Origin of the sequence: Leisingera aquaemixtae, from assembly GCF_006740765.1 — a bacterium.
GTDB classification, from domain to species: Bacteria; Pseudomonadota; Alphaproteobacteria; order Rhodobacterales; family Rhodobacteraceae; genus Leisingera; species Leisingera aquaemixtae.
The window spans coordinates 1,134,449-1,154,130 of the sequence record NZ_CP041159.1 but is presented as its reverse complement, the minus strand read 5'-3'; the positions used below and the strand labels follow the sequence as shown (position 1 = coordinate 1,154,130).

General features: G+C 64.7%; 22 protein-coding genes. 9 read left to right on the top strand and 13 right to left on the bottom strand.

Features of this window, described 5'->3' with window-relative positions:
- Positions 1-65 precede the first annotated feature (65 nt).
- From rsmA to R2C4_RS07295, 3 genes are all read left to right on the top strand, one after another.
- Positions 66-908, top strand: a complete 843-nt coding sequence (gene rsmA / locus R2C4_RS07305; RefSeq protein WP_141890139.1) for a 16S rRNA (adenine(1518)-N(6)/adenine(1519)-N(6))-dimethyltransferase RsmA — start codon at positions 66-68, stop codon at positions 906-908.
- A gap of 39 nt (positions 909-947) precedes the next feature.
- Positions 948-1,733 (top strand): pyridoxine 5'-phosphate synthase, encoded by a 786-nt coding sequence (locus R2C4_RS07300; protein ID WP_141890138.1) that lies wholly within the window; start codon positions 948-950, stop codon positions 1,731-1,733.
- A gap of 97 nt (positions 1,734-1,830) precedes the next feature.
- Positions 1,831-2,370 carry a GNAT family N-acetyltransferase gene (locus tag R2C4_RS07295; protein ID WP_141890137.1) on the top strand — a complete coding sequence of 180 codons (540 nt, stop codon included), beginning with the start codon at positions 1,831-1,833 and terminating at the stop codon, positions 2,368-2,370.
- Between the two features lie 106 nt (positions 2,371-2,476).
- On the opposite strand, the gene R2C4_RS07290 is transcribed toward R2C4_RS07295, so the two are convergent.
- The 3 genes from R2C4_RS07290 to prfA form a co-directional block, all read right to left on the bottom strand.
- Positions 2,477-3,160, bottom strand: a complete 684-nt coding sequence (locus tag R2C4_RS07290) for a DUF4167 domain-containing protein (protein ID WP_058288087.1) — start codon at positions 3,158-3,160, stop codon at positions 2,477-2,479.
- Between the two features lie 214 nt (positions 3,161-3,374).
- The gene (gene prmC, locus R2C4_RS07285) at positions 3,375-4,226 is read right to left on the bottom strand and encodes a peptide chain release factor N(5)-glutamine methyltransferase (protein ID WP_208764530.1); all 852 of its coding nucleotides are present in this window, start codon (positions 4,224-4,226) and stop codon (positions 3,375-3,377) included.
- A gap of 2 nt (positions 4,227-4,228) precedes the next feature.
- Entirely contained in the window at positions 4,229-5,284 is a 1,056-nt protein-coding gene (prfA, locus tag R2C4_RS07280; protein WP_141890136.1) for a peptide chain release factor 1, read from the bottom strand.
- Between the two features lie 60 nt (positions 5,285-5,344).
- Between prfA and R2C4_RS07275 the strand changes: the two genes are divergently transcribed.
- A complete protein-coding gene (locus tag R2C4_RS07275) occupies positions 5,345-5,641 on the top strand; it encodes a hypothetical protein (RefSeq protein WP_141890135.1) in 297 nt (98 codons plus the stop codon).
- 123 nt (positions 5,642-5,764) lie between these two features.
- Here R2C4_RS07275 and R2C4_RS07270 read toward each other — a convergent pair whose 3' ends face one another.
- From R2C4_RS07270 to R2C4_RS07250, 5 genes are all read right to left on the bottom strand, one after another.
- The gene (locus R2C4_RS07270) at positions 5,765-6,304 is read right to left on the bottom strand and encodes a hypothetical protein (RefSeq protein ID WP_141890134.1); all 540 of its coding nucleotides are present in this window, start codon (positions 6,302-6,304) and stop codon (positions 5,765-5,767) included.
- Between the two features lie 334 nt (positions 6,305-6,638).
- Positions 6,639-7,067: a DUF1499 domain-containing protein gene (locus R2C4_RS07265; protein WP_411352931.1), complete on the bottom strand. Its 429-nt coding sequence runs from the start codon at positions 7,065-7,067 to the stop codon at positions 6,639-6,641.
- 85 nt (positions 7,068-7,152) lie between these two features.
- The gene (speB, locus tag R2C4_RS07260; RefSeq protein ID WP_141890133.1) at positions 7,153-8,100 is read right to left on the bottom strand and encodes an agmatinase; all 948 of its coding nucleotides are present in this window, start codon (positions 8,098-8,100) and stop codon (positions 7,153-7,155) included.
- The gene (gene speB / locus R2C4_RS07255) at positions 8,093-9,061 is read right to left on the bottom strand and encodes an agmatinase (protein WP_141890132.1); all 969 of its coding nucleotides are present in this window, start codon (positions 9,059-9,061) and stop codon (positions 8,093-8,095) included. The genes speB (R2C4_RS07260) and speB (R2C4_RS07255) overlap by 8 nt, the downstream gene beginning before the upstream one ends.
- Positions 9,062-9,139: 78 nt before the next feature.
- Positions 9,140-10,306 (bottom strand): M20 aminoacylase family protein, encoded by a 1,167-nt coding sequence (locus R2C4_RS07250; protein WP_141890131.1) that lies wholly within the window; start codon positions 10,304-10,306, stop codon positions 9,140-9,142.
- A 63-nt stretch (positions 10,307-10,369) separates the two neighbouring features.
- Between R2C4_RS07250 and mazG the strand changes: the two genes are divergently transcribed.
- From mazG to R2C4_RS07230, 4 genes are all read left to right on the top strand, one after another.
- Positions 10,370-11,185 carry a nucleoside triphosphate pyrophosphohydrolase gene (gene mazG / locus R2C4_RS07245; RefSeq protein WP_141890130.1) on the top strand — a complete coding sequence of 272 codons (816 nt, stop codon included), beginning with the start codon at positions 10,370-10,372 and terminating at the stop codon, positions 11,183-11,185.
- 178 nt (positions 11,186-11,363) lie between these two features.
- On the top strand, positions 11,364-12,305 hold the full coding sequence (locus tag R2C4_RS07240) for a nucleoside hydrolase (RefSeq protein ID WP_058288078.1): 942 nt from the start codon (positions 11,364-11,366) through the stop codon (positions 12,303-12,305).
- Complete coding sequence (locus R2C4_RS07235) at positions 12,302-12,751, top strand: GNAT family N-acetyltransferase (protein WP_141890129.1); 450 nt, start codon at positions 12,302-12,304, stop codon at positions 12,749-12,751. The genes R2C4_RS07240 and R2C4_RS07235 overlap by 4 nt, the downstream gene beginning before the upstream one ends.
- Positions 12,752-12,959: 208 nt before the next feature.
- Positions 12,960-13,235: a glycine zipper 2TM domain-containing protein gene (locus R2C4_RS07230; protein WP_058288076.1), complete on the top strand. Its 276-nt coding sequence runs from the start codon at positions 12,960-12,962 to the stop codon at positions 13,233-13,235.
- A gap of 447 nt (positions 13,236-13,682) precedes the next feature.
- On the opposite strand, the gene R2C4_RS21215 is transcribed toward R2C4_RS07230, so the two are convergent.
- The 4 genes from R2C4_RS21215 to R2C4_RS07215 all read right to left on the bottom strand — a co-directional run bounded on the left by R2C4_RS21215 (position 13,683) and on the right by R2C4_RS07215 (position 17,013).
- Positions 13,683-13,847 carry a hypothetical protein gene (locus tag R2C4_RS21215; RefSeq protein WP_167510246.1) on the bottom strand — a complete coding sequence of 55 codons (165 nt, stop codon included), beginning with the start codon at positions 13,845-13,847 and terminating at the stop codon, positions 13,683-13,685.
- Positions 13,848-14,089: 242 nt separating this feature from the next.
- Positions 14,090-15,364 (bottom strand): phosphopyruvate hydratase, encoded by a 1,275-nt coding sequence (eno, locus tag R2C4_RS07225; RefSeq protein WP_008555765.1) that lies wholly within the window; start codon positions 15,362-15,364, stop codon positions 14,090-14,092.
- Between the two features lie 174 nt (positions 15,365-15,538).
- A complete protein-coding gene (locus R2C4_RS07220; protein ID WP_141890128.1) occupies positions 15,539-16,432 on the bottom strand; it encodes a DMT family transporter in 894 nt (297 codons plus the stop codon).
- A gap of 167 nt (positions 16,433-16,599) precedes the next feature.
- A complete protein-coding gene (locus R2C4_RS07215; RefSeq protein ID WP_058288073.1) occupies positions 16,600-17,013 on the bottom strand; it encodes a Fur family transcriptional regulator in 414 nt (137 codons plus the stop codon).
- 350 nt (positions 17,014-17,363) lie between these two features.
- Here R2C4_RS07215 and R2C4_RS07210 point away from each other — a divergent pair, with 350 nt between their 5' ends.
- A complete protein-coding gene (locus R2C4_RS07210) occupies positions 17,364-18,680 on the top strand; it encodes a DEAD/DEAH box helicase (protein WP_244940794.1) in 1,317 nt (438 codons plus the stop codon).
- Positions 18,681-18,938: 258 nt separating this feature from the next.
- Here the strand turns inward: R2C4_RS07210 and R2C4_RS07205 are convergent, their stop codons facing one another.
- Positions 18,939-19,643 carry an endonuclease/exonuclease/phosphatase family protein gene (locus tag R2C4_RS07205; protein WP_141890127.1) on the bottom strand — a complete coding sequence of 235 codons (705 nt, stop codon included), beginning with the start codon at positions 19,641-19,643 and terminating at the stop codon, positions 18,939-18,941.
- Positions 19,644-19,682 lie beyond the last annotated feature (39 nt).

Below are 19,682 nucleotides of genomic sequence, written 5' to 3'. Positions count from 1 at the left end.
TATCCCCGCCGGAGGCATGAAAGTTCCGGCGCGCCGCCCGCGCCCTGTCCCAAGGTCCAGATGACATGAGCGCTATCGACAGCCTTCCCCCCTTGCGCGAGGTGATCGCGACGCATCAGCTGTCCGCGCGCAAGTCATTGGGCCAGAACTTCCTGCTCGACCTGAACCTGACCGCCAAGATCGCCCGCCAGGCCGGCGACCTCACCGGTTGCGACGTGCTGGAGATCGGCCCCGGCCCCGGCGGCCTCACCCGCGGGCTGCTGGCCGAGGGCGCCCGCCGGGTACTGGCGGTGGAGAAGGACAGCCGCTGTCTGCCGGCGCTGCAGGAAATCGCGGACGCCTACCCGGGCCGGTTCGAAGTGATCAACGGCGACGCGCTGGAGATCGACCCGCTCGAACACCTGACGCCGCCGATCCGCATCGCAGCCAACCTGCCCTACAACGTCGGCACCGAACTCCTGGTGCGCTGGCTGACGCCCAAGGAATGGCCGCCCTTCTGGGAAAGCCTCACCCTGATGTTCCAGCGCGAGGTGGCCGAGCGCATCGTGGCGCAGCCCGGCTCCAAGGCCTATGGCCGCCTGGCGATTCTGGCCCAATGGCGCGCCGATGCCCGCATCGTGCTGTCGCTGCCGCCCGGCGCGTTCACACCGCCGCCCAAGGTCTCCAGCGCGGTGGTGCATCTCGACGCCCTGCCCGAGCCGCGTTTCCCGGCCGATGCCGCGATCCTGTCGCGGGTGGTGGCTGCCGCCTTCAACCAGCGCCGCAAGATGCTGCGCGCCTCGCTCAAGGGGATCTCCCCCGATATCGAGGCGCATCTGACCGCCGCCGGCATCCCGCCGACCGAGCGCGCGGAACAGGTCAGCCTGGAGGCCTTCTGCGCGCTGGCCCGCGAGCTGGCCAAGGCCTGAGCCCTATCCCCGAAGTCTTTGCCGGAGCCAGATTCCCCGATGACCCAACCGGTTTCCTCCCGCCCGACCCTGCTGTCCGTGAACGTCAACGCGGTTGCCTATCTGCGCAACCGGCGCGAGGTGCCCTGGCCCAACCTGACCGACATCGCCCGCGCCATCCTGCAGGCCGGCGCCCATGGCATCACCGTGCATCCGCGCCCGGATGAGCGCCATATCCGGTTTTCGGACCTGCCGGACCTCTCCCGTCTGATCGCAGAGGAGTTCCCGCAGGCGGAATTCAACATCGAAGGCTACCCGACCCGCCATTTCATCGACCTGGTGCTGGAGAACAAACCGCATCAGGTGACGCTGGTGCCCGACACGCCCGAACAGTCCACCTCCGACCACGGCTGGGACTTTGCCGCCGATGGCGGGATGCTTTTGCCCGTCGCGCAGGAGTTCAAGGCCGCGGGCATCCGGGTCTCCTATTTCGTGGACGCCAACCCGGCGGACCCCGCGCTGGCGCAGCAGGCAGGCGCGGACCGGATCGAATTCTACACCGGGCCTTACGCCGATCAGACCAGCCCGGACGCCACCGGCCGGGAACTGGCCAGGATCAAGGCTACAGCAGACGCCGCCCGCCAGCTTGGCACGGCGGGCGCCAGCACTGCGCTGATGATGAATGCCGGCCACGACCTGACCGTGGACAACCTGCCCGCCCTGCGCCAGGCCATCCCGGATCTGGCCGAAGTCTCCATCGGCCACGCGATCACCGCAGATGCGCTCATGCTGGGCTTTCCGGAGGCGGTCCGCCGCTACCTGCGGGTGCTGGGCCACGCGGCGTAACCGCCCGGCAGTCCAAGCCGGTGCGGATCTTGACGGCCCGCCCCCCGGCTGCCTTATGCTGCCTGCAACAGCCAGCCAGCAGGTGCAGGAGCGGCGGATGGAGTTTTTGTCAGAATACCGCGGCCACACCCGCGAAATCATCGGTCTTTTCCGTGCGGCCTTTACCGCGTCGGAGGGCGAAGCCGAAGGCGGCCTGATCGCGGGCCTGGTCCGCGATATCTTCGCCAAAACGCCGGATCAGGACCTGTTTGTCTTTTCGGCCTGGGACGGCAGCACGCTTATCGGCTGCATCATGTTCTCCCGGCTGCGCTACGATCAGGACAGCCGCACGGTCTTCCTCCTGTCGCCGGTTGCCGTATCGCCCAGCCGGCAAAGGCAGGGGATCGGGCAGGCGCTGCTAAAACACGGGCTGAGCAGGATCCGCGAACACGGCGTGGACGTTGCCGTCACCTACGGCGATCCCGCCTATTACGGCAAGACCGGGTTCCGCCAGATAACCGAGGCGCAGGCCGCGGCCCCCGTGCCGCTGCGTTTCCCGGAGGGATGGCTGGCGCAACCGCTCAGCGGCGCAGAGCTTGCGCCCCTGCGCGGCCCGTCATCCTGCATCGAGGCCCTGAACAACCCGGACTACTGGTAGCCCAAGCTGCAAACCTGGGATTTCTCCCGCAACAGCCGCTCACCAAAACAAAGACCCCTGGCGCCATCGGCACCGGGGGTCCTTCGCTGTTCTGGTTTTGCGCCGCTTATTCAGCAGCTTCAGCCGGGCCGTCTTCGGTCTTGGGCTTCGGCTTCGCGCGCGGGCGGCTGGTTTTCTTCGGCGCGGGTTTTGCCTCCGCATCGCCGCCGCCGTCGCTGGCCTCTGCCGTGTCATCCCCTTTGGATGCCGGCTTGCGGGTCCGCGGCTTGCGGGCCGGGGCCTTTTTCGGCGCGGCCTCAGCCGCAGCATCCGAAGGTGCCGACTGGCTTTCCGGTGTTTCGACAAGACCGCTGTCAGCGCCGTTGCCGTTATCGCCGCGCGGGTCGATCACCTCGGGCTGCGGGCTGCCGGCCGGGTCTGCCGACGGAGCAGCCGATGCGGCCTCACGCTCCTGGCGCTCCAGCCGTTCGGCCCGCTCGCGGTCGCGCTCGGCCTGGCGTTCGCGGTTCTGCCGCTCCTGCTCCTCGCGGCGCGCCTCGATCTCGCGCTGTGCTTCATTCAGCATGCGCAGGTAATGCTCGGCGTGCTGCTGAAAGTTCTCAGCGGCAACCCGGTCATTGCTCAGCTGCGCATCGCGGGCCAGTTGATTGTATTTGTCGATGATCTGCTGGGGCGTTCCGCGCACCTTGCCTTCGGGACCGGAGCTGTCGAACACGCGGTTGACAACATTGGCGCCATTGGGACGGTTCCGGTTCGACTTGGAACGTGAACGTGATTTGGACGATCTCATATGCCTAACGTAAGCCTTGAGTTAATGCGCCGTAGACCCATATCGTGCGCGCCTCAACGCCGGATCATAAGCTTTTTTGGGCTTGATGCCGCGGGAAGGCTTCGAGAGCTTTCTCCTAAAGCGGCTCCTTCTGAGTAACCATTTTCCGCAGCCCCAGACAAGGGGCACAATGGTATTTTCTGTGTTTTTTCTTTCGAATTCGCGAATTTCCGTGTCAAACGCCGCTCTTTACGCTGGAATGCGCCCGCACCACCCGGTCGCGCCCGTCCAGATCCTGCAGCACGGCAATGCCGCTCAGACCGGCCTCTTCCAGCAGCGCGCTGACCGCCTGGCCTTGCGACGGCCCGATTTCCAGCAGAACCCGTCCGCCTGGCGCCAGATGCCCGGCCACTTGCGCGGCGATCCGCCGGTAGGCCCCCAGCCCGTCGCCGCCATCGGTCAGCGCAATACCGGGCTCATGCCCGCGCACCTCCGCCGACAGGCCTTCCATCTCGTCCAGCGCAATATAGGGCGGGTTCGAGACGATCAGGTCGAACTGTCCTTCAACCGCCTCAAACCAGTCGGATTGCCGGATATCGGCCCGCGCCTGAACCCGGTGCAGCACCGCATTGGCGCTGGCCTGCAGACAGGCCGCCTCGCTGATATCCACCCCCAGCCCGGTCGCCTCCTGCCGCTCGGCCAGAAGCGTCACCAGAATGCAGCCGGAGCCGACGCCAAGGTCCAGAACCCGGCTGTAAGGCTCTGCCAGCGCCGCCTCGACCAGTATCTCGGTCTCGGGCCGCGGGTCCAGAACATCGCGCGACACCTTGAAGCGGCGGCCGTAAAACTCCCGCTCGCCGATCAGATGCGAGACCGGCACCCGCACCGCCCGCAGCGCAATCAGCTGCTCATAGCGCTCGGCCACCTCCGGCGCCAGCTCCTCCGGCGCGATCAGCGTCACCCGGCTGGCCTCGATGCGGGCCGCATGGGCCAGCAGCACCCGTGCATCCCGCGCCGGATCCGGCACCCCTGCCGCCCGCAGCCGCGCCGTTGCAGCCGCCATCGCCTGTGCCGCGGTCTCTGCCATGCTCACTGCCCCATCTCGGCCAGCAGCCGGGCCTGATTGTCCGCCGTCAGCGCGTCGATAATCTCATCCAGATCGCCGCCCATCACCTGATCCAGCTTGTAAAGCGTCAGGTTGATGCGGTGGTCGGTCATCCTGCCTTGCGGAAAGTTGTAGGTGCGGATCCGCTCCGAGCGGTCGCCCGAGCCCACCTGGCTCGCCCGGTCCGCCGAGCGTTCGCTGTCGATCCGCTGCCGTTCCATGTCATAAAGCCGGGTCTTCAGCACCTGCATGGCAATCTCGCGGTTGCGGTGCTGGGACTTTTCAGACGAGGTCACGATAAGCCCCGTCGGCAGGTGGGTGATCCGCACCGCCGAGTCGGTGGTGTTCACATGCTGCCCGCCTGCGCCCGAGGCCCGCATAGTGTCGATGCGGATGTCGTTGGCGTCGATGTGAATGTCCACATCCTCCGCCTCCGGCAGCACCGCCACTGTCGCCGCCGACGTATGGATGCGCCCGCCGCTCTCGGTCGCGGGCACCCGCTGCACCCGGTGCACACCGGATTCGTATTTCAGCCGGGCAAAAACATTTTCGCCCTTGATATGCGCGACCACTTCCTTGATGCCGCCCAGTTCGGTCATCTGCTCTTCGATGATGTCGAATTTCCAGCCCTGCCCTTCGGCATAGCGCTGGTACATGCGCAGCAAATCGCCCGCGAACAAGGCCGCCTCATCGCCCCCCGTGCCGGGACGGATCTCCAGCATCGCCGGACGGCTGTCGGCGGCGTCCTTGGGCAGCAAGGCCAGCTGCAGCGCATGCTCGGCCTCCGGGATCGCCGCCTTCAGCGCCGGAATCTCTTCCGCTGCCAGATCCTTCATATCCGGATCCGCCAGCATCAGCTCGGCCTCATGCAGATCGCTTAGCAGCTTGCGGTAGGCCGTCACCTGCTCCGCCACCGGGCGCAGGTCGGAATATTCCTTGGCTAGTGCCGCAATGTCCCCGCCGCCGGCGCCATCTGCCATTGCGGCTTCAAGATACTGAAACCGCTGCAGGATCTGTTCCAGCCGTTCTTCGGGAACCATGGGCGCGCCTATTGTTGTTCATGTTTTGGCCAAGTGACCCCCATGTGATATGCTAGAGCCATGCGACATGCCAGAGTCCTTATTGCCACAATCCTCCTCACCCTGCCTGAGCTGGGACTGGCGGACGTGGAGGGGCCAGGCGGCAAGACCATCGACTGCTATTGCACCGACAAATCCGGCGCCCGCGTGGAACTGGGAGAGCTGCGCTGCCTGCAAGTCGACGGCCGCATGTTCATGGCGCAATGCCAGATGTCGCTGAACGTGCCGATGTGGCGCGAGGTGCAAAGCAGCTGCCTGTCGGCGTCGCTTGGGGATGTACAGAGTTCGCGCATTCAAAATGTGCTGCCACAACTCTGAGACCTTTTCCAATCTTCTTATCCGCCCTTCAAGAAGGGTAGATGTTCAGGTAAGCATCCCTAAACGGACGCTTGTACGAGTATTATTGAGCTTCAAAATTCAATTGCCCGCAACAGGCAGCAGCTATTGCCCTAAACCTACCCAAGAATGGCAAATCCTCGAAAGTTCATCATAGTTTTTCCTTTTTTCGGCAGGGCTGTACTGCCTGTTCACCCAACCGGCGGTGAAGCATGTCACGTAACCCGGCCTAGAGGCAGAATCTGGCGGAGGTGCCAACTGCTTCCTGTCCAGCTTCTCATTGAGTGAATCCATAGCGACGAATATCACGGCGCGATCTGTTGATCCATCATAGTATCCCGCCTGTACCCTGACGAACGGTGCCCCTGACAAAGCCAGAGCATTTGTATACTCCGTTTGAAAATTCGGGGGAATAAAATGCTCATCTTCCAAACTTGATAGAACTATAACAATTATGTCCGCGTCTTGATCGGAAACCCAAGCTCCCCCCTGATCAAATTTATTTGCCTCGGCATCGTGCCGCCAAAGATACTCGAAGAACTTAGGCGGCACACCGTGCACGCTTATTTGCAATGGCTCTTTCGCACTTGCGTGCACGGGCAGAAAGATCATTAGGACGTTGAGCGCAAAGAACAGTTTCTTCAAGTCAGTCTTCCCTTGCTAGAGAAATCTTTTCTGCTCAACACTTTCAAAAATCACCTGCCTTTGGATGCCCAAGAGTCACTCTTGTACTGTCTCTTTACCGGGTCAAGGGTGGCGCAGCCACCGCGCTTCAGCGCGGCTTGCCCTTGACGCGGCAAAAACTAACACAACCTGTATGGCGTCTTCACGCGCTGCCCCCCCTGAAGAGCCTCTCAGCAAAACCCACAGGCTCTGCCGCCAGAGGCGGAAGAGCCCGCGCCGCGCCCAGCGCGGCGCCCGGCCCAACTGCGAGGGGCTTTTTCAAAAGCCCGCGAGCAGGCGGGAGCGCCCCGCGCCGCTATTGCCCGGCGGAGGCTTCCTGCGAGGCGCCGTCCATCTCCGCCAGCCAGCCGTTGATCCGCTCCCTGTTGGCACCCAGATCGGAGCGGCCGAACCGCAGCCTGGCATAGACCTTCAGAAGATCGCCGTCCTGCGCCGCGGTGGTGTAATCGGGAAAGCCCAGCACCTGGGTGCGGGTGATATAGGTCACCATCCCGTCGTCCGGCCCGCCCGCCAGCACGCTGGTGCGCGGGGCATGGCTGGCGATGCGGTGGAACCGCTCCAGCCCGTCCGGCCCGGTTCTGACCACCCGGAACACGCCGCCGCGGAACTCCTTGTCCTCGGTGAACTCCGGCTGGGTGTTCCAGTCCAGCGGATCGCTTGGCGCCAGGCGGATGAACCCCAGCCCGGCGACAACGGCGGCCAGCAGCAGCCAGCCCAGCAGCATCAGCCGCCTCAATGCGGTTTCAAGGTCAAGCCTTGCCTCCTCCCTGCGCGGCCCTCCCCCGGCCTGTTGCGTGAGGCCGGACCGCTTATCTCGTTGCCACGCCCGGCAGCACGCACAGCAGCTCATAGAGCAGGTTTGCGCCCACCAAAGCGGTGTTGCCAGAGGGATCGTAAGGCGGCGACACCTCCACCAGGTCGCAGCCGACGATATTGACCCCCTTCAGCGCGCGGATCAGCTCCAGCGCCTGCGGCGTTGTCAGCCCGCCGATTTCCGGCGTGCCGGTGCCCGGCGCATAGGCCGGGTCAAGGCTATCAATATCATAGCTCACATAGACCGGCCTATTGCCGATATCGCGGCGAATTTCCGCACCCATCTGGTGCAGCGGCCGGTTCCACAATTCCTGCGCCGGGAAATGCTGGAAGCCCCAGCTCTGCGCCTCGGAAAAATCGGTGGCGGCATAACCGGTGCCGCGGATGCCGATCTGATAGGTCTTATCCGGAACAATCAGCCCTTCTTCATAGGCGCGGCGGAACACGGTGCCATGGGTCTCGCGCTCGCCGAACATCTCGTCGTTCACATCGGCATGGGCATCCACATGCACCAGCGCCACGGGACCGTATTTCTTGGCAATGGCGCGCAAGATCGGCAGCGTGATCGAATGATCGCCGCCCATCGCCACCGGGATCACCGCGCCCGACAGGATCGCCTCATAGCTGTCCTGGATGATTCTGAGCGAATCCGGCAGCGAGAAGGTGTTGATCGCCAGATCGCCTATATCGGCAATGTTCAGACTGTCGAACGGCGCCGCGCCGGTGGCCATGTTATAGGGCCGCAGCATCGCGCTTTCGGCCCGGATCTGCTTGGGGCCGAACCGGGTTCCGGACCGCCAGGAGGTGCCGATATCCATCGGAACCCCCAGAACCGCCACATCCAAGCCGTCCAGCGAGGTGGCCTGCGGCAGCCGCATAAAGGTGTTCGGCCCCGAGAACCGGGCCAGGTCATTTCCGCTGATCGGTTGATTGAAGTCAGTCATTGTCTCTCATGTTCCAGCCCAGAAGGCAGATGATCTCCGTCGCCACATGTGCCCCGGCAATAGCAGTTGCACCGGTTGTGTCAAAGGGGGGAGAGACCTCCACCACGTCACCGCCCTTGATATTGATGCCGGCAATCCCGCGCAGGATGCGCGCCACCTGCGCCGAGGTCAGCCCGCCCCAGACCGGCGTGCCGGTGCCGGGCGCATAGGCGGGGTCCAGGCAGTCGATGTCAAAGGTCAGATAGGTCGGCCGGTCCCCCAGGATTTCCTTGATCCGCTTTGCGGTCTCCACCGGGCCGATCTCATGCACCGTGGGGGCGTCGATGATATTAACGCCCAGCGTATCCTCATTGGTGGTGCGGATCCCCACCTGCACCGAGGTTTCGGGGTCCACGATCCCGGTCTTCACCGCCTTATAGAACATGGTGCCATGATCCACCCGCTCCATGTTGTCATCCGGCCAGGTGTCGGTGTGGGCGTCAAACTGCAACAGCGAGATCGGGCCGTACTTCTCCGCATAGGCCTTCAGCACCGGAAAGCTGATAAAGTGATCGCCGCCCAGCACGACCGAGGCCGTATCCGCGGCCAGAATGCCCCGGATATGCTCCGTCAGCGCAGCCGGGAATTCCGGCACATTGGCATGGTCAAAGGCCAGATCGCCGTAATCCGCAATCGCCAGCGTGCTCAGCGGCTTATGCGGCCAGCCATAGGGCTCATCCGGGCTTTGCAGGGCAGAGGCCTCGCGGATCGCCCGCGGCCCCAGCCGCGTGCCGGGCCGGTTGGTCACCGCCTGGTCAAAGGGCACGCCGGTGACGGCAATGTCCACGCCGGTCAGATCCTTGGTGTACTTTCGGCGCAGGAAAGACGTGGCGCCGCCAAAGGTGATCTCGAAACTCAACCCCTTCAGATCCTCGCGGGTGAAGGCGTGGTCGATCATATGTTTCGCGTCTTCCAGTGCCATGGCTCTGCGTCCCTGTGATACGGCTTCCGTTTCTGATCAGATACCGGCTGCGCCGGCCGCTGTCACCTGCGGCGGGCCTCACCCGCCAAGCGGCTGCGCACGCTCCACCAGCCGGGCAAAGAAGGATGCCCCCACCGGCGCGATGTCATCGTTGAAATCGTACTTCGGATGATGCAGCCCGGCACTCTCGCCCTGCCCCAGGAACAGGTAGGATCCGGGGCGCACCTGAAGCATATAGGCAAAATCCTCCGCCCCCATCTCGCGGCCGCCCTCGGCCTCGACATTGCCCGCGCCGGAGATCTCCTTGGCGACCTCCACCGCAAAGGCAGTCTTTTCCGCATCGTTGTAGGTCGCCGGGTAGCCGGTTTCATAGTCCAGTTCCGCCTCGACCCCATAGCTCGCCGCCTGGCCCGCAACGATCTCCTTCATCCGCCGCATCACCATCTTCTGCACGGCAGGATCAAAGCTGCGCACCGTACCGTTGATATAGGCGGTATCGGGCACCACGTTGTCGGTGGTGCCGGTGTGGATCTGGGTGACAGAGACCACCAGATCCTGCAGCGCGTGATGGTTGCGGCTGACAATGGTCTGGATCGCCTGCGCCATGCCGCAGGCCGCCATCACCGGATCGCGGGTCTCATGCGGCATCGCCGCATGGCCGCCCACCCCCTTGATATGAATACGGAACTCATCCGTTGCCGCCATCAGCGCCCCCGGCGTGGTCAGGAAATGCCCCTCCGGCAGGCCCGGCGCGTTGTGCAGCGCATAGACCTCGCCGATATCGAACCGCTCCATGATGCCTTCCTCGACCATGATGCGAGCGCCGCCGATGGCTTCCTCCGCAGGCTGAAAGATCAGCGCCACCCGCCCCTTGAAGTTCCGCGTCTCCGCCAGGTACTTCGCCGCCCCCAGCAGCATCGCGGTATGGCCGTCATGGCCGCAGGCATGCATGTTGCCCGCATGGCCTGAGGCGTATTCCGCCCCTGTCTCTTCCGGGATCGGCAGCGCGTCCATGTCAGCACGCAAGCCAATCGTTGGTCCTTCCCCCTGCCCGTTGATGATCGCCACCATGCCGGTCTGCGCGATGCCTTCGTGCAGCTCATCCACCCCGAACTCCCGCAGCCGCTCCGCCACAAAGGCGGCCGTCTTGGGCAGGTCCAGTGCCAGCTCCGGGATCTGGTGCAGATACCGCCGCCAGGCCTTCATCTCCTCGGCGTAATCGGCAATACGGTTCACAACGGGCATTGGGGTGGACTCCTGCTCCAGACTCGGGATGATGCATCTGACACCGGAAAAAGAGCAGCCGCAATGCAAGAAACAGACCTGATCCACGACCAGTCCGCGGGCATCGAGCGCCTCCTGGAAATCATGGCGCGGCTCCGTGATCCGCAGACCGGCTGCCCCTGGGACATCGAACAGGATTTTGTCAGCATCGCCCCCTATACCATTGAAGAGGCTTACGAAGTCGCAGACGCGATTGAGCGCGAAGCCTGGGATGAGCTGAAGGGGGAACTGGGCGACCTCTTGTTCCAATCCGTCTTCCACGCCCGGATGGCTGAGGAGGCCGGCCACTTCACCTTTCAGGACGTGGTGCGGACGATGTCGGACAAGATGGTCTCCCGCCACCCGCATGTGTTCGGGGAGGAAAGCCGCGAGAAATCCGCCGAACAGCAGACCCTCGACTGGGAAGCGATCAAGGCCGCGGAGCGCGCAGGCAAGGCGCAGAAAGGCACGCTGGACGGGGTCGCCATCGGCCTGCCCGCCCTGCTGCGCGCCTACAAGCTGCAGAAACGCGCCGCCCGTGTCGGGTTTGACTGGCCGTCAGCAGCCAATGTCATCGCCAAGATCACCGAAGAATGCGCCGAACTGGTGGAGGCCCGCGACACCCTCTCCCACGCCGAGGTCGAGGAGGAATTCGGCGACCTTTTGTTCGTGATGGCCAACCTTGGCCGCCACCTGGGGGTCGAGCCCGAAGCCGCCCTGCGCGCCGCCAACGCCAAGTTCACCCGCCGGTTCGAGGGCGTCGAGGCCAAGCTCGCCGCCCGCGGCAAACGCCCCGAAGACAGCGACTTGGCCGAAATGGATGCACTCTGGGACGCGGTGAAGGCAGACGAGCGCGCCTGAGCGCGCGCCTTCTGCTTCATCTTTCTATAAATACTCAAGTTCCGGCGCCCTGCCGCCGGGAGGACCGCACGTTTCCGTCGCGGGAAATCTCCGGAGATTTGTACCGGCCCGCCTGCCAGCGGTTCAATCCCGTCCGAACTGCGCGTAGTCTCGTGGCTCACGATTTACGGAGACCGCAATGAGCGCCAGGAAAATCATCATCGACACAGATCCCGGCCAGGATGATGCGGTCGCCATCCTGCTGGCGCTGGCCAGTCCAGAGGATCTGGATTTGCTCGGTATCACCTGCGTTGCCGGCAATGTGCCGCTGCCACTCACCAGCAAGAACGCCCGCATTACCTGCGAGGCCGCGAGCCGCACCGATGTGCCCGTCTACGCAGGCAGCAAGGCGCCGCTTGCCCGGCCGCTGATCACGGCAGAGCATGTGCACGGCCAGACCGGCCTTGACGGGCCCAAGCTGTGGGAGCCGCAGATGCCGCTGGCAGAGGGTCACGGGGTGGATTTCATCATCGCCACCCTGCGCGCGCAGGAGCCGGGCACCGTCACGCTGTGCACCCTGGGCCCGCTCACCAATATCGCCGCCGCCTTCAACACCGCCCCCGACATCATCGAGCGGGTGCAGGAGATCGTGATGATGGGCGGCGCCTATTTCGAAGTCGGCAACATCACCCCGGCAGCAGAATTCAACATCTACGCCGACCCAGAAGCCGCTGAAATCGTGTTCAGATCCGGCGCCCCGATCACCGTGATGCCGCTGGATGTGACGCATAAGGTGCTGGCCACCAAACCGCGTGTCGAGGCGATCCGCGCCCTCAATACCCGCGTTGGCCGCTTCACCGCCGAGATGCTCGACTTCTTCGAGCGCTTCGACATGGAGAAATACGGCTCCGAAGGCGGCCCGCTGCATGACCCCTGCGTCATCGCCTGGCTGCTCAAGCCTGAGCTGTTCTCCGGCCGCCATGTGAACGTGGAAATCGAAACGTCCTCCAGCCTGACCCTCGGCATGACGGTGGCCGACTGGTGGGGCGTCACGGACCGCACACCCAATGCCCTGTTCATCGGCGACGCCGACGCCGACGGCTTTTTCACCCTCCTGACTGAAAGGCTGGCCCGCCTATGAGCGCCGCCCTGCACCTCGCCAAGCCCGAACACCTCGACACCGTGCTGGCGCTGGTTGCCGCCTTTCACGCCGAATCCGGGCTGGAGAGCAGCGACGCGCACCGCCGCGCCGGGATTGATCCGCTCCTGAACGGCCACCCTTACGGCGCGGTCTACCTGATCGGCCCCACCCGCGCGCCGATCGGCTATATCGTGATCACCTTCGGCTGGTCGGTGGAGTTCGGCGGCATGGACGGGTTTGTCGATGAACTCTACATCCGCCCCGCAGTGCGCGGCCGCGGCATCGCCACCGAGGTCCTGACCGAGCTGCCGAAATCACTGGCAGCAGCGGGCGTGCGCGCCCTGCATCTGGAGGTCGACCGCGAAAACGAGACTGCCCAGCGGCTCTATCTGCGCACCCGCTTCCAGCCGCGCAGGAACTGCATCCTGATGACGAAAACCCTGTAGCGCTGCACCCGGCCGCCGTTTGGCGCGCCTGCCTCCGGTGCGCCCGTGGCTGAGGCAAAAGCCCGCCGCCGCAGCCCCTTGCGGGCGGATTAGCGCCGCAGCCGGAAAATCACGCAACATGGCGGAACCATATGGAAGCCGCGGGAGTTATAGTGCCACCTGCGGCCCTTAAACTGGCCGGCCGGACCAATGAAAATGGAGGAAGAATATGACTTTCCGCTGGATTCCTGCTCTCGCAAGCAGCGCCGTACTGGGCCTGGGCGCCTGCACCAACCTGACCCCGGAACAGCGCACCGTTGCCGGAGTGGCAGGCGGCGCCGCAGCCGGCCTGATCGCGGCTGACGCGCTCAAGGCCGACGACGACTGGCGCCTGATCGCTGCCCTCGGCGGCGCAGCGGCAGGCACTATGGTTGCCCAGAACAACCAGACCAAGCAATGCGCCTATTCCCGCGGCGACGGCACCTATTACACTGCCCCGTGTTAAGTGAACCTGGTTAAGTGAACTTGATCTGGCGCCCTCCCCCGCCAGGGCGCCAGATCTCCGGACGCGGCCTGACGTCTGGCCGCGCATCCGGTTTCAGCGCAATTCCGCGCCGAGGTTCAGCCGTTTGACCGGATCGTCCGCCGAGGCGGTCTGCCCGGTGAACGGATAAGTCCCCGGCCCGCTGCACCCGATTATTGCCGAAAGAATTGCACAGATCGCCACTGTGCGCAGAATTCGCGTCCTCATGGCCTGTTCCCCTTTCCCGCACCGCCCTTGCGCTGCGTAGGATCACCATACCGTAACGCCTGCGTGAGCGTCTGTGATCCGGGCCACACATGCAGCTTCCGGAAGGTAAAAGCCAGAAAACGCGCGCTTTTGAAGGGTTTCCGCCCCTCCCGGCTTTGTACCGTTCAGGCCCGGACGCGGGCAGCTGCCGCGGCAAGCGGATCAGATTGCCGACCCCGCCGGGCAATCGGCTGCATCAAGCTCCAGCACCGGATCATCCGGCCCGCACTCCTCACCGCTGACGGGATAGGCGCCGGGCTCCGTACACGCTGCAAGCAGCAGCGGCAGATTTATCAGAGCAAGCAAAATGAGGCGAACGGGGGTCATATCAGGCTCCTGCGCTAAGGGTGGTGCGGGTCCAGAATGCCTGTTTCCGGCAACGCGGTCCTTGATGCGTGTTAATGTCCCGTCATGACTTCGCGCCCCCGCTGCCCGAGGCACCGCGGCGCTTGCGGCGTTCCAGAGCCAGCCTTGCGCGAGACCGCCGTCAGACACATTCGGCTCCCCTGCCAAAAAAAGCGCCCCGAACAAACGTTTGAGGCGCTTTTCAGCGTCCAAACGGAACGCTCTTACTTCAGGATCGAACGGCCCGCGTATTCGGCCACTTCGCCCAGCGCTTCCTCAATGCGGATCAGCTGGTTGTACTTCGCCAGCCGGTCCGAGCGCGCCAGCGAGCCGGTCTTGATCTGGCCGCAGTTGGTGGCCACAGCGAGGTCGGCAATGGTCGCATCCTCGGTCTCGCCGGAGCGGTGCGACATCACGTTGGTGTAGCGCGCGCGATGCGCCATATCGACGGCCTTCAGGGTCTCGGTCAGCGAGCCGATCTGGTTCACCTTCACCAGCATCGAGTTGGCGCAGCCGCGCTCAATGCCCTCGGCCAGACGCGCCGGGTTGGTCACGAACAGGTCGTCGCCGACCAGCTGCACCTTGCCGCCCAGTTCGTCGGTCAGGGCCTTCCAGCCGTCCCAGTCATCCTCGGACATGCCGTCTTCGATCGAGATGATCGGGTAGTCTTTCACCAGCGCCGCCAGATAGGCCACGTTCTCTTCCGACGACAGGGTCTTGCCCTCGCCGGACAGCACGTATTTGCCGTCCTTGTAATATTCGGTCGCCGCGCAATCCAGCGCCAGGTAGATTTCCTCGCCCGGCTTGTAACCGGCCTTCTCGATGGATTTCAGCACAAAATCCAGCGCTTCGCGGGTAGAGGCGATGTTCGGGGCAAAGCCGCCCTCGTCGCCGATCCCGGTCGACAGACCCGCCGCCGACAGCTCTTTCTTCAGGGTGTGAAACACTTCCGAGCCCATGCGCACCGCGTCGCGGATGTTCTCCGCCGCCACCGGCATGATCATGAATTCCTGGATGTCGATCGGGTTGTCGGCATGTTCGCCGCCGTTGATGATGTTCATCATCGGCACCGGCAGAACCCGCGCCGAGGTGCCGCCGATATAGCGGTAGAGCGGCTGGGTGGTGAAATCGGCCGCGGCCTTGGCCACCGCCATGGAAACACCCAGGATCGCATTGGCGCCCAGGCGGCCCTTGTTCTCGGTGCCGTCCAGCTCGATCATCGCCTGGTCAACGGCGACCTGCTCGGTGGCGTCAAAGCCGACCAGTTCCTCGGCAATCTCGCCGTTTACGGCGGCAACCGCTTCCAGCACGCCTTTGCCCATGTAGCGGGACTTGTCGCCGTCGCGCTTCTCCACCGCCTCATAGGCGCCGGTCGACGCGCCCGAGGGCACGGCAGCGCGGCCCATGGTGCCGTCTTCCAGGATCACGTCGACCTCAACCGTCGGGTTGCCCCGGCTGTCGAGGATCTCACGGGCGTGAATGTCGATAATGGTGCTCATCTGTCCATCCTTGTGTGGTGCCTGAAAGCGGCGCGTTTTGCTGCCAGCGTCATACCAGCCGCGGCGGAAATGTAAACCACGCTCGTTATCGCTAACACGCCTAAATCCGGCAGGTTAGGGCTAACAAACCGCTGTTTGCGCCAACAGGGCGGAGGATTTCTGCCAGCCGGGACGTCAGGCCGCAGCCGCTGCCGCACGGCGCGCCCGCCGTGCCAGCCGCTGCTCGCGCACAAAGGTGTAAAGCCCCGACCCGATAATCAGCGCAGCCCCCGCCAGGGTCAGCGCATCGGGCCGCTCGCCAAAGACCAGCACGCCCGCCAGGATCGAGAACAGCAGCCGGGTATAGCGGAACGGCGTCACCGCCGAGGCATCCCCCACCCGCGTCGCGGTCACGATGCCGTAATAGCCCATAACCCCGAACAGCACGCCGCCTGCCATCATCAGGTATTCGTTCTGCACCATCACCTGCACCTCGCCGGGCGTGAAGGCCAGCAGCAGCAGCCCCGCAGGGATCACCGCCAGAAACGCCTGAAAACTAACAACGGTGGAGGGCACCGCACTGTCCATCACCCGCGTCATCAGATCCCGCGTGGCAACCCCCAGCACCGCGATCACAACCAGCAGCGCCGCAGGCTCGAAACTGTCCAGCCCCGGCCGGATGATCAGCAAGACCCCGGCAAAGCCGACGCAGATCGCCAGCCAGCGCCGCCAGCCGACCTGCTCGCCCAGAAACAGCGCCGCCCCCATGGTGATCACCAGCGGCGTTGCCTGAAACACCGCCGCCACCACCGAAATATCCACCAGCGCCAGCGCCGAGGCAAAGCTCATCGCCGACACCGCCTCAGTCGATGCCCGCAGGACAGGCCGCAGCCGCCAGCAGCGCGGCGCAAACAGGCTATGCCCCTGCATCCGCGCCATCACCGCAAAGACCAGCCCGCTGCCAACCCCCAGGCAGATCAGGATCTGCCCGACCGGCAAGGTGCCCGACAGCTGCTTGATGAACATGTCCTCAAGCGTGAAGAAAGCCATTGAGGCAATGACCAGCAGAATGCCGTGCAGATTGTTCATGAAGGCGCGTCCTGTCTTGCGGACCGGCTGCGTGCCGGACCGTCCGGACAAAAAACATCAGCGCCCGCGCCCCGGCAACTCCGTTTCCGGCGCCGCTGCATGACAAGACGTTAGCAGACATATCACCTTTTGTGATACGACATGCATCGCAGGCCGCCAGCGCCGCCTCAATCCGTCTTGCGCGGCACCCCGTAAAGCTCCAGCTTGTGGCCGCGCAGCTCATAGCCCAGCTTGCGGGCGATCCGCTCCTGCAGCTCCTCGATCTCCGGATCGCAGAACTCGATCACCTCGCCGGTGTTCATGTCGATCAGGTGGTCGTGATGCTCGCGCTCGGCATCCTCATAGCGCGCGCGGCCATCGCCGAACTCCAGCCGCTCCAGAATGCCCGCCTCCTCAAACAGCTTCACCGTCCGGTACACGGTGGCGATCGAAATGCCGGCGTCCATCGCGCTGGCACGGGCGTACAGCTCCTCGACATCCGGGTGATCATCGCTGTCCTGCAGCACCTGGGCAATCACCCGGCGCTGGCCGGTCATGCGCAGGCCCTTGCGCTCGCAGCGGGCGATAATCGTCTTTGCCATTTGCGTCCTCGCGGTTTTCTGGGCTTCCTCTTTAACGGATGCAACCTGCGCCGAAAACCGGCTTTTCACACGCATCAACAGTTGACAAACCGCTTATCCACAGCCATTTGGCTCACAGGCATCCCTCCCTGCCGCGTGAGCAGAGACCAATACCGGCCGTACCGCATGTGCGTGACAGAACACCCGGGGTCTAGTGATATGCCGCCATTCCCAAAATCACGCGTGGGGATTGCAGAGGCCAGCGGCCTGGCATCCGGCCAGCGCGCGCCCGAGGTCCCTGCCCCGCAAGACACCGCTGTGCTGCAGCGGATCCGGCCCGTGCTGAGCGCAGGGCCGTGAAAGGACGATACGTGACTGAATTTTCGACCATGGGGCTTCCTGAAAAGCTCCTCGCCCGTCTCCAGGACATGGGCCTCAATGACCCCACCCCGATCCAGGCCCGCGCCATTCCGCATGCCTTGAACGGCAAGGACGTGCTGGGCCTGGCGCAGACCGGCACCGGCAAGACCGCCGCTTTTGGCGTGCCGCTGATCGCGCAGATGATGCAATACGGCCGTAAACCCGCCGCCAATACCGTGCGCGGCCTGGTGCTGGCCCCCACCCGCGAGCTGGCCAACCAGATCGCCGACACCCTGAAGGGCCTGACCGAAGGCACCCCGATGAAGGTCGGCCTGGTGGTTGGCGGCGTCTCCATCAACCCGCAGATCTCCCGCATTGCCAAGGGCACCGACATCCTGGTCGCCACCCCGGGCCGCCTGATCGACATCCTCGACCGCGGCGCGCTCGACCTTGGCTCCTGCGACTTCCTGGTGCTGGACGAGGCCGACCAGATGCTGGACCTCGGCTTCATCCACACCCTGCGCAAGATTGCGGCGCTGCTGCCCGCCGAACGCCAGACCATGCTGTTCTCGGCCACCATGCCCAAGCAGATGAACGAGATCGCCAACTCCTACCTGCAAAGCCCGGTCCGCATCGAAGTCTCGCCTCCGGGCAAGGCTGCCGACAAGGTCACCCAGTCGGTGCACTTCATCGCCAAGGCCGAAAAGCTGAGCCTGCTGAAGGAATTGCTGGCAGAGCACAAGCACGAGCGCGCGCTGGTGTTCGGGCGCACCAAACACGGCATGGAAAAGCTGATGAAGGTGCTGGACAAGGCAGGCTTTGCCGCCGCCGCGATCCACGGCAACAAAAGCCAGGGCCAGCGCGAACGCGCCCTCGCCGCATTCAAATCCGGCGACATCAAGGTGCTGGTTGCCACCGACGTGGCCGCCCGCGGCCTGGATATCCCGGACGTCAAGCACGTCTACAACTACGAGCTGCCGAACGTGCCCGACGCGTATGTGCACCGCATCGGCCGCACCGCGCGCGCGGGCAAGGATGGCGCCGCCATCGCCTTCTGCGCCCCGGATGAGATGGAAGAGCTGAAAGCGATCCAGAAGGTGATGAAAATCACCATTCCCGTCGCCTCCGGCCGCGCCTGGGAAGCGATGCCTGACCCGGCAGCGCCCGCCGGCAAACCGGGCGGACGTCCCGGTGGACGCCGCGGCGGCAGCAAGCCCGGCGGCCAGCGCCGCCGTGGCGGCGCCGGCAGCAGCAGCGGCCAGGGCAAACCGCAGGGCGGGGCCCCCGCAAACGCCCAGCGCCGCGGCCAGAAACAGCGCGCGCGCTGACCGATCCCCGTGCTGATCCGGGTCAAGGACGGCAAAGCCGCAGCGCGGCAGCGCTGTTCATCCTTGACGCGGATCAGCACATCACACACTTGAAATGGCGCTTAAGGGCAATCCTGCCCTTAAGCGCCTCTCAGCAGAAAACACTCGGCGCTGCGCAGCAGCGCCCGGCCCAAGGCCGCCAGGGGGTTTCAGGCGCAGCCTGAAACCCCTGCGGGCGCGGGAGACCTCCCCTTCCGAGACAATCAGCCAGTCTGACAGTCAGACCGCGCGCAAATCCGCCCAGACCGGCAAATGGTCGGAGGCGATATGCGCCGGCCGCGCGCCATGCACCCCATGCGCCACCGCCTCCAGCCGCCGGCAATGGGCGATCCGGTCCAGCGCCCCCAGCGGCCGCAGCGCCGGAAAGCTGGCTTTCGGCGGCAGAAAGGTCAGCGCCGGGGCGATATGCTCCAGCACCGGCGAGCGCGACCATTCGTTGAAATCCCCGGCCAGCACCACTGCGGCGTCATCCGCCTCCGCCGCCCGGGCCAGCGCATGCATCTGCCCGCGCCGGGCGCGCCCCGTCAGCCCCAGATGCGCACCGATCACCCGGACCAGCCCCGCCTCTGTTTCAAACAGCGCCCAGACCGCACCGCGCGGCTCCAGCCCCGGCAGCGCGATATGGCCCTCGGCCCGCAGCCGCACGCTGTCGCGGAACAGCACCGCATTGCCATGCCACCCCAGTGACCCCGCCCCGCCCAGATCCACCGCCTGCCAGCCGGTCTCCTCGACCAGGAAATGCGGCAGCGCTGCAGGCCGCGGCGGCAGCCGCTTGTCGGCCTCCTGCAGAACCGCCACATCGGCGCCCAGCCCGGACAGCACCTGCAAGGTGCGCTCCGGCCGCCGGCGCAAGTCCATACCGACACATTTCTGGATGTTGTAGGTGGCAATACGCAGGGTATCCGGCGGCGGTTTCTTCGGCATCTGCTCTCTCTCCGGGACTTTGCGAAAGTGTGGCGCACA